Here is a 13843-nt window from a genome sequence, read left to right as displayed (position 1 = left end):
CGACGGACCGTCGGCCTGGCACAGCTCCATCACATCCGGGGGGATCGGAACCCGATCCGAAGCCATGGGACTGGCTCGGATCGGCGTGGAGAAAGGCGCACCAACATGACCTCATCGCAGGTCGGGAAGCTGTACGACGAGCACGACCGCAATGGAGTCGTGGGCGGCGACGCCCCCGAAGAGGGGTACGAGCGCGGGCTCGGCAGCCGTCAGGTCCAGATGATCGCGATCGGCGGCGCCATCGGCGTCGGCCTCTTCCTGGGCGCCGGGGCGAACATCGCCAAGGCCGGGCCCAGCCTGATCCTGATGTACGCCCTCGCCGGCGCGATCGTCTTCTTCATCATGCGGGCGCTCGGCGAACTGCTTCTGTACCGCCCGGTCTCGGGCTCCTTCGCGGAGTACTCCCGCGAGTTCCTCGGCCCGTTCTTCGGCTACTTCACCGGCTGGACGTACTGGCTGATGTGGGTGGTGACCGGCATGGCCGAGCTGACGGCCGCCGCGATCTACGTCCACTACTGGTTCCCGTCCATCCCGCAGTGGGTGACGGCGCTGGTCTTCCTGGTGGTCCTGTTCGTGGCCAACCTGATCTCGGTGAAGCTGTTCGGCGAGATCGAGTTCTGGTTCTCGATGGTCAAGGTCACCGCGCTCATCGGCATGATCGTGATCGGTCTCGGCGTGCTCACCTTCGGCTTCAGCTCCGCCGGTGACACCGCCTCCGTCTCCAACCTCTGGCAGTTCGACGGCTTCTTCCCCAAGGGCATCGGCTCCTCGCTGATGACCCTCCAGGGCGTGATGTTCGCCTACCTCGCCGTCGAGCTGGTCGGTGTGACCGCGGGCGAGTCGGAGAACCCCGAGAAGACCCTCCCCAAGGCGATCAACACCCTGCCCTGGCGCATCGCGCTCTTCTACGTCGGCGCCCTCACCGTCATCCTCTGCGTGGTGAAGTGGACCGAGTTCGCGCCCGGCGTGAGCCCGTTCGTCGAGGCCTTCGCGAAGATCGGCATCCCGGCCGGCGCCGGGATCGTCAACTTCGTGGTGCTGACCGCGGCCCTGTCCTCCTGCAACTCGGGCATGTACTCCACCGGCCGCATGCTGCGCACCCTCGCGGACAACGGCGAGGCCCCGAAGGCGTTCAACCGTCTGTCGGCGTCCAAGACCCCGGCCCTCGGCATCACCGTCTCGGTCGCCTTCATGGGCATCGGCGTGGTTCTGAACTACATCGTCCCGGAGAAGGCCTTCGGCTACGTCACCTCGGTGGCCACCGCGGCCGGCATCTGGACCTGGCTGATGATCCTGGTCAGCCACGTCCTCTACCGCCGCGCCGTCGATGCGGGCCGGCTGCCCGCCTCCTCCTTCCCGGCGCCGGGCGGCGCGGTGTGCAGCTGGATCGCCATCGCGTTCCTGCTCTTCGTCACCTGCCTGATCGCCTACGACGCCGACTCCCGCGTCTGTCTGTACGTGATGGCCGGCTGGGCCGCAGCGCTCGGTGTCGGCTGGGCGGTCCTGAAGGCACGCAACCCGCAGGTCGCCGAGCGGCGCGAAACGGAGTTCGAGAAGGTCGGCTGAGCCCGGTAGCTCACCATGTGGGCCGTCCCGTACCACTCCTCGGTACGGGGCGGCCCTTCTGCTTATCCTGGCCGGCATGCTGACCATCACCCAGGCCCTCGTCGACCAGATCGTCGCGCACGCGCGCCAGGACCACCCCGACGAGGCGTGCGGCGTCGTCGCGGGCCCGGCCGGCTCCGACCGCCCCGAGCGCTTCGTCCCGATGCTGAACGCCGCCCGCTCGCCCACGTTCTACGAGTTCGACTCCGGCGATCTGCTCAAGCTGTACCGCGAGCTGGACGACCGCGACGAGGACCCGGTCGTCATCTACCACTCCCACACCGCCACCGAGGCGTACCCGTCCCGCACGGACATCTCGTACGCCAACGAGCCCGCCGCGCACTACGTGCTGGTCTCCACCGCCGACACCGACGGACTCGGCGACTTCCAGTTCCGCTCGTACCGGATCGTGGACGGCGAGGTGACGGAGGAGGAGGTCAAGGTCGTGGAGAGCTACTGATTCCGTGATCCGGACAGGATTCATCCACTATGCGAGATCACACTCCGGCCACCGGTGGGGGAATCGATACGATGACCCCATGGTTTTCCATGACGTGAGCGAGAAGACGCCGGGCACGCTGCTCGTGGCGCGGCTGCACGTCGACCTGTGCAGGCTGAACAGCGCCATCTGTTGACGCTGCCCTGCTGCCGTACGGCCGTGAGCCGCGGCTTCGCACATGGTGTACCCACTGTTTTCCGCGCTGCCGCGCGTCCACCGACTTGACTTCTCCCGACAGGAGCCCGAAGCCATGGCCATCGAGGTCCGCATCCCCACCATCCTCCGCCCGTACACCGACGGGCAGAAGGCCGTCGAGGGCAGTGGGGAGACCCTCGCCGAGCTCTTCGCCGACCTCGACACCCGTCACGCGGGCATCCAGGCCCGGATCGTGGACGGCGGCGAACTGCGCCGCTTCGTCAACGTCTACCTGAACGACGAGGACGTCCGCTTCCTCGACGGCATCGACACCAAGGTCGCCGACGGCGACAACGTGACGATCCTGCCGGCCGTGGCCGGCGGCATGGCCTGACGGTCGCTGATCACCGATGCGCTACGACTCCCCGCTGGCCGCGGTGGGCAACACCCCTCTGGTGCGCCTGCCGCGGCTCTCGCCGTCCCCCGAGGTCCGTATCTGGGCCAAGCTGGAGGACCGCAACCCGACCGGCTCGGTCAAGGACCGCCCCGCGCTGCACATGATCGAGCAGGCGGAGAAGGACGGACGGCTGACCCCCGGCTGCACGATCCTGGAGCCGACGTCGGGCAACACCGGCATCTCCCTGGCCATGGCGGCGAAGCTCAAGGGCTACCGCATGGTGTGCGTGATGCCGGAGAACACCTCGCAGGAGCGCCGGGACCTGCTGGGCATGTGGGGCGCCGAGATCATCTCCAGCCCGGCGGCGGGCGGCTCCAACACCGCCGTACGCGTCGCCAAGGAGCTGGGGGCCGAGCACCCGGACTGGGTGATGCTCTACCAGTACGGCAACCCGGACAACGCGGGCGCGCACTACGCGACGACCGGGCCCGAGATCCTCGCCGACCTCCCCTCCATCACGCACTTCGTGGCGGGCCTCGGCACCACCGGCACCCTGATGGGCGTGGGCCGCTACCTGCGCGAGCACAAGCCGGACGTGAGGATCGTCGCCGCCGAGCCGCGCTACGACGACCTGGTGTACGGCCTCAGGAACCTCGACGAGGGCTTCGTACCGGAGCTGTACGACGCCTCGGTCCTCACCTCCCGATTCTCGGTGGGCTCGGCGGACGCCGTGACCCGTACCCGTGAACTCCTCCAGCAGGAGGGCATCTTCGCCGGCGTCTCCACCGGCGCCGCCCTGCACGCGGCGATCGGCGTCGGCAAGAAGGCCGTCAAGGCGGGCGAGAGCGCGGACATCGTGTTCATCGTGGCCGACGGCGGCTGGAAGTACCTCTCGACGGGTGTCTACACGGCCGCCACGACCGAAGAGGCCATCGAGACGCTGCAGGGCCAGCTCTGGGCCTAGTCCAGGGTCAGCTCTGGGCCTAGTCCAGGGTCAGCTGTGGGCATAGGCCTCATCCTTCACGCGCCAACCCCCTCCATGAGGGGGTAAACGCTTGTTATGGGGCGGCAAAGATCTTCCTTCGGGGCTGCCCCACCTCCCCGGGGGCGGACTACGTTCTGCCCGCGCCCTGTCATGTCACGCTCACCCGGCAAACGCGGGGCGTTCAAGGTGTTCCAAGTGTCATGCTCATGACCGCGCTTCCACCCGCCGCTACGCGCGTCACGGGCCTGCCACCCAAGTCGAGAACCCCACTCCCGATGGAGGCAGCACCCATGCGTGAGTCACGCCCGAGCAAGCGGCGACGGAGCCTGCGAAGACTCCTGACCGCCGCCGTCCCGGCCCTCGCCCTCACCGTCGCCGGGCTCATGGCGGCCCCCACCGCCGGGGCCCAGATCGCCACCGCGCCCCACACCTCCCGCGTCACCCAGAACGCGAAGGCCCTCACCGCCCCCGAACGGCAGACCTTCCACTCCACCGGCAAGGCCGGCCAGAAGGTGCCGACCCAGCACCTGTGCGCCACCGCGAAGGCCGGCCACGCGTCCTGCTTCGCCCAGCGCCGTACCGACATCAAGCAGCGGCTCGCCTCGGCGCTCGCCGCCGCCGCGCCCTCCGGCCTCTCCCCGGCCAACCTGCACAGCGCCTACAACCTGCCCTCGACCGGCGGCTCCGGCCTGACCGTCGCCGTCGTCGACGCGTACAACGACCCCAACGCCGAATCCGACCTGGCCACCTACCGCTCGACGTACGGCCTGTCGGCCTGCACCAAGGCCAACGGCTGCTTCAAGCAGGTCAGCCAGACCGGCTCGACCACCTCGCTGCCCACCAACGACACCGGCTGGGCCGGTGAAGAGGCGCTCGACATCGACATGGTCAGCGCGGTCTGCCCGAACTGCAACATCATCCTGGTCGAGGCCAACTCCGCGACCGACTCCGACCTCGGCACCGCCGAGAACGAGGCCGTCGCACTCGGCGCCAAGTTCGTCTCCAACAGCTGGGGCGGCGACGAGTCCTCCTCCCAGACCAGCGAGGACACCTCCTACTTCAAGCACCCCGGCGTCGCCATCACCGTCTCCTCCGGCGACTCCGCGTACGGCGCCGAGTACCCGGCGACCTCCCAGTACGTGACCGCCGTCGGCGGCACCGCGCTGTCCACGTCCTCCAACTCCCGCGGCTGGACCGAGTCCGTGTGGAAGACGTCCAGCACCGAGGGCACCGGCTCCGGCTGCTCCTCCTACGACCCCAAGCCGAGCTGGCAGACCGACACCGGCTGCACCAAGCGCATGGAGGCCGACGTCTCCGCGGTCGCCGACCCGGCCACCGGCGTCGCGGTCTATGACACCTACGGCGGCTCCGGCTGGGCTGTCTACGGCGGCACCAGCGCCTCCGCCCCGATCATCGCCGGCGTCTACGCCCTCGCGGGCACCCCGGGCTCCAGCGACTACCCGGCGAAGTACCCGTACTCCCACACCTCCAACCTGTACGACGTCACCAGCGGCAACAACGGCAGCTGCTCCACGTCGTACTTCTGCACCGCCACCACCGGCTACGACGGCCCGACCGGCTGGGGCACCCCCAACGGCACCACGGCCTTCGCCTCCGGCAGCAGCAGCGGCAACACGGTGACGGTCACCAACCCTGGTAGCCAGTCGACCACGACCGGCAGCTCGGTCAGCCTCCAGATATCGGCCTCCGACAGCGCGGGCGCGACCCTCACCTACAGCGCCTCCGGCCTGCCGACCGGCCTGTCCATCAGCAGCTCGACCGGCCTGATCTCCGGTACGGCGTCCACCGCGGGGACGTACGGCGTGACCGTCACCGCCACCGACTCCACCGGCGCCTCCGGCTCGGCCTCGTTCACCTGGACGGTCAGCTCCTCCGGCGGTGGCGGCACGTGCACGTCCGCGCAGCTGCTCGGCAACCCGGGCTTCGAGTCGGGCAACACGACGTGGACCGCGTCGAGCGGAGTCATCACCAACTCCAGCAGTGAGGCCGCGCACGCGGGCTCGTACAAGGCCTGGATGGACGGCTACGGCTCCTCGCACACCGACACGCTGTCCCAGTCGGTGACGATCCCGTCCGGCTGCAAGGCGACGTTCACCTTCTACCTGCACATCGACACGGCGGAGACCTCCACCGGCAGCCAGTACGACAAGCTGACGGTGACCGCCGGGTCGACCACGCTGGCGACGTACTCGAACCTGAATGCCGCCTCCGGTTACGTCCAGAAGTCCTTCGACCTGTCCTCGTTCGCCGGCTCCACGGTCACCCTGAAGTTCAGCGGGGCGGAGGACTCCTCGCTGCAGACCAGCTTCGTCGTCGACGACACGGCCGTCACGACCAGCTGACATCCCCTTTCCCTGAGTGCGCGGGACCCGGCCGTGGAGGCGGCCGGGTCCCGTCGCCGTCGTGCGGGGATCCTGATGCACTGGAGAAACGTCACATCCGCAGCAGGGCACAGGACCAGCGCACAGGAAAGGCGGCCGCCCATGCGCCGTACGACGCTCCACCGGACCACCGTCGCCGCCGCGGCGGCGGCACTCCTCCTCGTCGGCTGCGGAACACAGAGCGACGGCGGCACGGCCGGCAGCGGCGCGGGGTCACCGTCGGGGTCGCGGTCCGCCGAACCGTCCGCGTCGCCCTCCCTCTCGCCGTCCGCGCCCCCGTCCGCTTCGCCGTCAGCGTCGACGTCGGTGTCGCCGTCCCCCACGGCGACGGGCACGGGCTGCACGAGCGAGGCCCAACTCACCGCCGCCGACACCGGCCGCACCGTGTGCCTGAAGACGGGCGGTCAGATCCGCCTCACGCTGGACGGCACCAAGGAGCGGCCCTGGGCTCCCGTCACTGCCAAGGGCGGTGCGCTGAAGGCCATCAACGCCGGCATCGTCATCCTGCCGGGCGACGCGAGCGCCGCCTTCGAGGCGGTCGCGCCCGGAACGGCGCGGCTCACCTCGACCCGCCCCCTGTGTGCCAAGCGTCCGGGCCAGAAGTCGTGCCTGGGCATCGAGCAGTGGACGGTCACCGTGACGGTGAGGGACCGGTGACGCCTGTCCCCCCGCCCCTCACCCGGCCAAGTACCGCACCTGGTCCCACAACACGGGATCCACCACCCCGACCCGCCGCCGGAAGTCCCACAACGGCACGTCCCGCAGCTCGTCCGTCTCCAGGAAGCTGGGCCGCCCCTGGGCGTCGGCCACCGTCCCCGGCGGCAGCGGAATCACGCCCGTCCGCTCGTCGTGGTACCTGCTGGTGATCTTCGCGACCGTCGCGCTGTCCCCGCGCACCGCCAGCACCAGACACGGCCGGTCCCTACCGCCCCGCCGGTCCTCGTACGGCACGCTCGCCCACCAGATCTCGGCCGGCCGCGGATGCGCCCGAGGACGCCCCGGCGGACGCGTGGCCGCGCGGCGGCGGCGCGATCCGCGCCCCCAGCCGTCCACCAGCGTCGCGACCAGCGCGAGCAGCACCAACGCCGCCAGTGCCAGCCACCAGGACGTGTCCATATGGATGACGGTACCGGCGCGTTCGCCCGGTCGCCCGCCTGGCAGCCCGTATCAACGAGCGGCTCCGCCGCGGGCCGTGCGCCGTACCGCGCGCACCGTACGCCCCCCTTCCAGCCGAACCGGTGACACCACGGGTGAGTTCGCCCACAACGGCCCCTGCTGATGGAGCGACCCACCCTTTTGCGCCTTACGCTCGACGGACCGCACGACCCCTGTCACCGTTCCCGTCCCCGCCTTCTGCACTTCCTGCCACGCGGAGGTTCCAGCTCTTATGAAGCTCACCGTCGTCGGCTGCTCGGGGTCGTTCCCGTCCGCGGAATCGGCCTGCTCGAGCTACCTCGTCGAGGCCGACGGCTTCCGGCTGCTTCTCGACATGGGCAATGGCGCCCTGGGCGAGCTGCAGCGCCACTGCGGTCTCTACGACCTCGACGCGATCTTCCTCAGCCATCTGCACGCCGACCACTGCATCGACATGTGCGCGTACTTCGTCGCGCGCTACTACCGCCACGAGGGCGGCCGCTGCGAGCCGATCCCGGTCTACGGCCCGGAGGGCACCGAACAGCGCCTCACCACCGCCTACGCCGACACTCCCTCGGCCTCCTCGATGAGCGAGGTCTTCGACTTCCACACGGTCAAGCCGGGCACGTTCGAGATCGGCCCCTTCACCGTCCACACGGAACGCGTGCGCCACCCCGTGGAGGCGTACGGCATCCGCGTCGAGCACGGCGGCAGGTCGCTCACGTACTCCGGCGACACCGGGGTGTGCGAGGCGCTGGTCGAACTGGCCCGCGACACGGACCTGTTCCTGTGCGAGGCCGCGTTCACCCACGGCAAGGAGAACATCCCGGACCTCCACCTCAACGGCCGCGAGGCCGGCGAGGCGGCCACCCGCGCCGGAGCCCGCCGCCTGGTCCTCACCCACATCCCGCCGTGGACGGACCCCCAGGCCAACCTGACGGACGCCCGCGCGGTGTTCGCGGGGCCGGTGGACCTGGCAGCGCCTCGGGTGTCGTACGAGATCTAGCCCTGTCGTACGAGAGCCGACGTGCTGTGTCGTACGAGAGCTGACGCGCTCTGTCGTACGGGGAGTCGGCCCCCTGGACATGCGAAGGCCCCGGAACCTCACGACGGGTTCCGGGGCCTTCGCGTGCGCGGGGGAGCTGCTCACGCCTTGGTGAGGTCCTCCACCTCCTCCTCGGGCTCGCGGCCCGGGGTGGGCAGGTTGAACCTGATGATCGCGAAGCGGAAGACGAAGTAGTAGATCGCCCCGAAGACCAGGCCGATGGGGATGATCAACCAGGGCTTCGTGGCCAGGTTCCAGTTGAGGGCGTAGTCGATCGCGCCCGCGGAGAAGTTGAAGCCCGCGTGGACACCCAGCCCCCAGGTGACGGCCATCGACACGGCGGTCAGGGCCGCGTGGACCACGTACAGGGCCGGGGCGATGAACATGAACGAGAACTCGATCGGCTCAGTCACGCCGGTGACGAAGGAGGTCAGCGCCAGCGAGATCATCATGCCCGTGACGACCTTGCGGCGCTCGGGCCGGGCACAGTGCGCGATGGCGAGGGCCGCGGCAGGCAGGCCGAACATCATGATCGGGAAGAAGCCGGACATGAACATACCGGCGGTCGGGTCGCCGTGCAGGAAGCGGCTGTAGTCGCCGGTGAAGACCTGGCCCGCGCTGTCCTTGAACGTGCCGAGCTGGAACCACGCCACGGTGTTCACGAACTGGTGCATGCCGATCGGGATGAGGGCACGGTTGACGAGGCCGAAGAGGGCCGAGCCGGTGGCGCCGAGGCCGGTCATCCACTCGCCGAAGTCGGTGATGCCGTTTCCGATGGGCTCCCAGAGCAGGCTGAAGAAGACGCCCACGAGGGCGCCGACGAAGGCCATCAGGATCGGCACCAGACGGCGGCCGTTGAAGAAGCCGAGCCAGTCGACCAGCTTGGTGCGGTGGTAGCGCTGCCACATCACGGCCGACAGCAGACCCATGATGATGCCGCCGAGGACACCCGGGTTGTTGTAGGTCGCCGCGACGATCTTGCCCTTCTCGATGTGCTCCTCGGTCAGGGGGAACGCCTCGAGCACCTTGCTGTAGACGAGGAAGCCGACCAGCGCGGCCAGGGCGGTGGAGCCGTCCGACTTCTTGGCGAAGCCGATTGCGACGCCTATGCAGAAGAGCATCGGCAGGCTGCCGGTGATGGCACCGCCGGCGGCGTTGAACACGGCGGCGACCTTGTCCCAGCCGAGGCCGTCCTTGCCGAAGATGTCGTCCTGGCCGAGCCGGACCATGATGCCCGCCGCCGGCAGCACGGCGATCGGGAGCTGGAGACTGCGGCCGATCTTCTGTAGGCCCTGGAACAGACCGGATCCCCGCTTCTTCGCGGGGGCCGCCGTGGTCGCGGTGGCGGTGCTCATAGTTCCTCCATGTGCCGGATGCTGCCGGGGGACGGGAAGGGTGAAGCAGGAAAAGGGGAGTGAGGGGTCAACAGCACCCGTGTGGTCTACACCACTGGTGTAGACCTGTTGTAGCACGGCGTGCGGGGATAAGGAACCCGTGAATTCTGTGGCATCCGGCATGCGGGGATCAATGCCGCATTCGTCACAAAGAAGCTCGGACCGGTGTTCCAAGGGGTACTCGCGGGCGAATCGTGACACATCGCACTGCCGTGCCCTCGTGGCGGGATTGTCGACGGATCCCTGGGTGGTGTAGACCAGTCACTGCGACAAGGCGGTTCTGATCAGGGAGACACCACATGGCCAGCAAGGCTGAGAAGATCGTCGCCGGGCTCGGCGGCATCGACAACATCGACGAGATCGAGGGCTGCATCACCCGGCTCCGCACCGAGGTCAACGACCCCTCGCTGGTCGACGAGGCCGCCCTGAAGGCCGCAGGCGCCCACGGCGTCGTCAAGATGGGCACCGCCATCCAGGTCGTCATCGGCACGGACGCGGACCCGATCGCGGCGGAGATCGAAGACATGATGTGAGGCGCCAGGACCCGACCGGGTCCGCGCGCCGCCCGGGAAGGGGCCCTGACCCACCGTGGAAGGGGCCCCTTCCCCGTATGCGGCTAGGCTCAGGGCCATGTCTCGAATCGACGGCCGCACCCCCGAACAGCTCCGCCCCATCACCATCGAGCGCGGGTGGAGCAAGCACGCCGAGGGCTCCGTCCTCGTCTCCTTCGGCGACACGAAGGTCTTCTGCACCGCCTCCGTCACCGAGGGCGTCCCGCGCTGGCGCAAGGGCAGCGGAGAGGGCTGGGTCACCGCGGAGTACTCCATGCTGCCCCGCTCCACCAACACCCGCGGCGACCGCGAGTCCGTCAAGGGCAAGATCGGCGGCCGTACGCACGAGATCAGCCGGCTCATCGGCCGCTCCCTGCGCGCCGTCGTCGACTACAAGGCGCTCGGCGAGAACACGATCGTCCTCGACTGCGACGTGCTCCAGGCCGACGGCGGCACCCGCACCGCCGCGATCACCGGCGCGTACGTGGCGCTCGCGGACGCGGTCGCCTGGGCACAGCGCAAGAAGCTGGTGAAGGCGGGCCGGCAGCCGCTGACCGGCACGGTCTCGGCCGTCTCCGTGGGCATCGTCGACGGCGTACCGCTCCTGGACCTCTGCTACGAGGAGGACGTCCGGGCCGAGACCGACATGAACGTCGTCTGCACCGGCGACGGCCGCTTCGTGGAGGTGCAGGGCACGGCGGAGGCGACGCCGTTCGACCGCAAGGAGCTGAACGCCCTCCTCGACCTGGCGGTCGCGGGCTGCGACGAACTCGCGGCGATCCAGCGCGCGGCGCTGGAGGCAACCGAGTAAGGCGAACCGACGTTCTTAGAGGTGGAAGACAGAAGTAGCCGCACAGCCGCACAGCCGCACAGCCGCACAGCTGACAACCGACAGCTGAGCCGACTGCGGGAGGGCGCACGGGAAAATCCCGCGCGCCCTCCCGCAGTCGCGTACGACCATCTACGCGTACGACCATCGACGCGTAGGACGAGCCGGACCGGCCGGCGCGTCCACGGCAGAGTGCAGCACCGTCCACGGGGAGGGAACCGTTCCATGGCCGCGCGCCACCACCGACGCACCGCCACCGCCGCGTTCGCAGCCGTCGCCGTACTCGCCGCCGTGGGGGCGAGCGCGGGCTGCGACGCCGTCAACAAGGCGATCGACTGCGTACAGACCGCCGACGCCATCGCCGACAGCGTCACCGACCTCCAGCAGGCCGTCGAGAACGCGGCGAACGACCCGACGCAGACGGACCAGTCCCTCGACTCCATCGAGAAGAACCTCGACAAGATCGGCGACAAGACGGACAACGTCGACGTCAACAAGGCGGTCGAAGACCTCCGCAAGGCCGTCACGAACGTCCGCGACGCCGTCAAGAACGGCGACAAGACCCCGGACGTGGCCCCGGTGACGGACGCGGCGGGCGAGCTGACGAAGGTGTGCACGTCGTAGGAGGCCGTCGGGTGTGGGGGCGGGCCGAGGCAGGCGTCGACCCCACACGGATACTGGTGGACATGACCCGCCTGATCCTCGCCACGCGCAACGCCGGAAAGATCACCGAACTCAGGGCGATCCTCGCCGCAGCGGGCCTCCCGCACGACCTGGTCGGCGCGGACGCCTACCCCGACATCCCCGACGTCAAGGAAACGGGCGTCACGTTCGCCGAGAACGCCCTCCTGAAGGCCCATGCCCTGGCCCGGGCGACCGGCCTGCCGGCGGTGGCGGACGACTCGGGCCTGTGCGTCGACGTCCTGAACGGCGCCCCCGGCATCTTCTCGGCCCGCTGGGCGGGCAGGCACGGCGACGACAAGGCCAACCTGGACCTGCTCCTGGCCCAGCTCGGGGACATCGACGACGCCCACCGGGGCGCCCACTTCGCCTGCGCCGCCGCCCTGGCCCTCCCGGACGGCACGGAACGGGTCGTCGAGGGCCAGCTCCGAGGCACCCTGCGCCATGCCCCGTCCGGCACGAACGGCTTCGGCTACGACCCGATCCTCCAGCCGGACGGCGAGACCCGCACATGCGCGGAACTGACCCCCGAGGAGAAGAACGCGATCAGCCACCGGGGGAAGGCGTTCCGGGCGTTGGTGCCGGTGGTTCGGGAGCTGTTGGGCTGACGACGAAGGTCCACCCGGCTGCTTGTTCCGAGTGGACCTTCGATTCAAAGGCGTGCGGCCGGTGGGACTCGAACCCACATGGGCAAAAAGCCCAGAGGCACCTAAAACCTCCGCTTATACCATTCAGCAACGGCCGCGTGCCAAGCCATGCTACCGGTGATGAGGTGCTCGTCTACATGGGACGCCCGCCTCTGCACCAGGTACTTGTGATTGCGTGACAGTTGGGGCACAGCAAGCGCAAGTTGTCACGCCGGTCGTCTCTCCAGTCCCCGTTGATGTGATCGACCTCCAGTGTCATGGGCTTCCCGAGCCATTCAGGGCCGACACCGCACTCGGCGCACTCCTCAGGCACACCGACTTCGCGGAGTGCACGACGCAGCAGATGGGTTCGGGTCCGGTGCTTGCCGTCGTGCTGGACCAGGATGTCCTCGTGGCGCTTGACAGGAACCGCGCCCGGCTTCCCGCGCTGATGCGCCTGCCCCAGGAAGTGTGAGATGTCGAGACCGTCCTGGGCCACCCACGTGTGGAACAGAGTGCGCAGATGGCCGCTATAGGGTTCCTTCCCGAGTGCGCGGAGAGCGCCGGCGATGGATGTCGCCTCCTCGACCGCGCGGCGCAGCTCGTCGGCGGCCGGTTTGGCGGGGGCCTCATGCGCCCGCCCCCGACGTGGCATGTGGGAGACGTCGATCCCGAAGTGCTCAAAGCGACGGTAGAGATGGCGGCGGAGATTGCCATACGGCCGGGTGCCGAGAAACGCGATGACCTCGTCGATGTCGGAACACTGCGCGGCAGCTTCGGTCAACCGCTCGCGGGTGTACCGCACCCCACGGCTCATACGGCGCCGTCCCTGGCGCGTCCTTTGCCGCGCCCGCGGTAGTTATCCGTTGTTGAATGGCAGTTGGGGCAGAGGAACCGGAGGTTCTCGATGCGGTTGTCACGCCAGTTGCCGTCGATGTGATCGACCTCTAGGGGGAGCGGACAACCTCGCCAGATTGCCTTCGTACCGCAGAGGGCACATCGGTCCTGGACGCCCAGGGCGGTCATCGCCCACTTGAGCCGGTCACTCGGGATGCGCCGGGCATGTGCGGTCGGCTGCTCGACGAGCAAGCCCTCCGGTGTCCGTGGACGCCACGGCTTGCCTCGCCGGGTCGGTACCTGAAAGTGCGAGGTGTCGATGCCGTATGCCTTGATTCGGCGGCTGATGTGCGTATGGTGCCCGCCGACGACCTCAAGCCCGAGATGACGTAGCACTTCGCACATGTTCGTCGATGCCGAAACCGCCGCTTGGAGCACCTCCCTGGTCCAGCGCGGCGCCTCGCGCTCGAAGTGTGAGACATCCACCCCCAGCTTTTTCATCCGCTCAAGCACATACCGCCGCCTGGAACTCCTCGGATCCACCCCCAGCCTCTCCAACGCCTCCGACAACGTCCGTGACGCCCTGACCGCTTCCTCCAGGCGCTCCTTGGTGTACGCGCTGACCCCCATCGATTCCCCTCCGCTCTCGGCCGCGCGTTCGCAGCCTCGTACGGAGTAACGAACCGATGGTCGGACAGTCACGGAAAGGCACGACAAAAGGGG

Annotated in this window: 16 protein-coding genes and 1 tRNA gene; 12 read left to right on the top strand and 5 right to left on the bottom strand. The window is 69.0% G+C overall.

The window, feature by feature from the left end:
- The first annotated feature begins 105 nt into the window (after nt 1-105).
- The 7 genes from Q2K21_RS30930 (at nt 106) to Q2K21_RS30900 (ending at nt 6680) form a co-directional block, all read left to right on the top strand.
- Nucleotides 106-1566, top strand: a complete 1461-nt coding sequence (locus tag Q2K21_RS30930; RefSeq protein WP_310777649.1) for an amino acid permease — start codon at nt 106-108, stop codon at nt 1564-1566.
- A gap of 76 nt (nt 1567-1642) precedes the next feature.
- Nucleotides 1643-2065, top strand: coding sequence for a M67 family metallopeptidase (locus tag Q2K21_RS30925; protein ID WP_310777646.1), 423 nt, complete (start codon nt 1643-1645; stop codon nt 2063-2065).
- A 79-nt stretch (nt 2066-2144) separates the two neighbouring features.
- Complete coding sequence (locus Q2K21_RS30920; protein ID WP_310777643.1) at nt 2145-2240, top strand: putative leader peptide; 96 nt, start codon at nt 2145-2147, stop codon at nt 2238-2240.
- Nucleotides 2241-2354: 114 nt separating this feature from the next.
- Complete coding sequence (locus Q2K21_RS30915; protein WP_310777640.1) at nt 2355-2633, top strand: MoaD/ThiS family protein; 279 nt, start codon at nt 2355-2357, stop codon at nt 2631-2633.
- A gap of 16 nt (nt 2634-2649) precedes the next feature.
- Nucleotides 2650-3600 (top strand): PLP-dependent cysteine synthase family protein, encoded by a 951-nt coding sequence (locus Q2K21_RS30910; RefSeq protein WP_310777636.1) that lies wholly within the window; start codon nt 2650-2652, stop codon nt 3598-3600.
- Between the two features lie 311 nt (nt 3601-3911).
- Nucleotides 3912-5984, top strand: coding sequence for a putative Ig domain-containing protein (locus Q2K21_RS30905; protein ID WP_310777633.1), 2073 nt, complete (start codon nt 3912-3914; stop codon nt 5982-5984).
- Nucleotides 5985-6125: 141 nt separating this feature from the next.
- The gene (locus Q2K21_RS30900; protein WP_310777630.1) at nt 6126-6680 is read left to right on the top strand and encodes a hypothetical protein; all 555 of its coding nucleotides are present in this window, start codon (nt 6126-6128) and stop codon (nt 6678-6680) included.
- 18 nt (nt 6681-6698) lie between these two features.
- Here the strand turns inward: Q2K21_RS30900 and Q2K21_RS30895 are convergent, their stop codons facing one another.
- On the bottom strand, nt 6699-7139 hold the full coding sequence (locus tag Q2K21_RS30895) for a type II toxin-antitoxin system PemK/MazF family toxin (RefSeq protein WP_310777627.1): 441 nt from the start codon (nt 7137-7139) through the stop codon (nt 6699-6701).
- A 271-nt stretch (nt 7140-7410) separates the two neighbouring features.
- Between Q2K21_RS30895 and Q2K21_RS30890 the strand changes: the two genes are divergently transcribed.
- Nucleotides 7411-8163, top strand: a complete 753-nt coding sequence (locus Q2K21_RS30890) for an MBL fold metallo-hydrolase (RefSeq protein WP_310777624.1) — start codon at nt 7411-7413, stop codon at nt 8161-8163.
- A gap of 140 nt (nt 8164-8303) precedes the next feature.
- On the opposite strand, the gene Q2K21_RS30885 is transcribed toward Q2K21_RS30890, so the two are convergent.
- Complete coding sequence (locus Q2K21_RS30885) at nt 8304-9557, bottom strand: PTS transporter subunit EIIC (RefSeq protein WP_310777621.1); 1254 nt, start codon at nt 9555-9557, stop codon at nt 8304-8306.
- A 338-nt stretch (nt 9558-9895) separates the two neighbouring features.
- Between Q2K21_RS30885 and Q2K21_RS30880 the strand changes: the two genes are divergently transcribed.
- The 4 genes from Q2K21_RS30880 to rdgB all read left to right on the top strand — a co-directional run bounded on the left by Q2K21_RS30880 (nt 9896) and on the right by rdgB (nt 12265).
- A complete protein-coding gene (locus Q2K21_RS30880; RefSeq protein WP_055495256.1) occupies nt 9896-10129 on the top strand; it encodes a glucose PTS transporter subunit EIIB in 234 nt (77 codons plus the stop codon).
- A 97-nt stretch (nt 10130-10226) separates the two neighbouring features.
- Complete coding sequence (gene rph / locus Q2K21_RS30875; RefSeq protein WP_310777618.1) at nt 10227-10958, top strand: ribonuclease PH; 732 nt, start codon at nt 10227-10229, stop codon at nt 10956-10958.
- 243 nt (nt 10959-11201) lie between these two features.
- Nucleotides 11202-11600, top strand: a complete 399-nt coding sequence (locus Q2K21_RS30870; RefSeq protein WP_310777615.1) for a hypothetical protein — start codon at nt 11202-11204, stop codon at nt 11598-11600.
- Nucleotides 11601-11662: 62 nt separating this feature from the next.
- On the top strand, nt 11663-12265 hold the full coding sequence (gene rdgB, locus Q2K21_RS30865) for an RdgB/HAM1 family non-canonical purine NTP pyrophosphatase (protein ID WP_310777612.1): 603 nt from the start codon (nt 11663-11665) through the stop codon (nt 12263-12265).
- A gap of 53 nt (nt 12266-12318) precedes the next feature.
- Here the strand turns inward: rdgB and Q2K21_RS30860 are convergent.
- The 3 genes from Q2K21_RS30860 to Q2K21_RS30850 all read right to left on the bottom strand — a co-directional run bounded on the left by Q2K21_RS30860 (nt 12319) and on the right by Q2K21_RS30850 (nt 13750).
- Nucleotides 12319-12402, bottom strand: a tRNA-Leu gene (locus Q2K21_RS30860).
- Between the two features lie 35 nt (nt 12403-12437).
- Nucleotides 12438-13100: an HNH endonuclease gene (locus Q2K21_RS30855; RefSeq protein WP_310777609.1), complete on the bottom strand. Its 663-nt coding sequence runs from the start codon at nt 13098-13100 to the stop codon at nt 12438-12440.
- Complete coding sequence (locus Q2K21_RS30850; RefSeq protein WP_310777606.1) at nt 13097-13750, bottom strand: HNH endonuclease signature motif containing protein; 654 nt, start codon at nt 13748-13750, stop codon at nt 13097-13099. The genes Q2K21_RS30855 and Q2K21_RS30850 overlap by 4 nt, the downstream gene beginning before the upstream one ends.
- Between the last annotated feature and the right edge of the window lie 93 nt (nt 13751-13843).

This window comes from Streptomyces sp. CGMCC 4.7035 (assembly GCF_031583065.1).
Classification (GTDB): Bacteria; Actinomycetota; Actinomycetes; order Streptomycetales; family Streptomycetaceae; genus Streptomyces; species Streptomyces yaanensis.
Note: the sequence above shows the minus strand (reverse complement) of the source record. Positions and strands in the feature narration are given on the sequence as shown.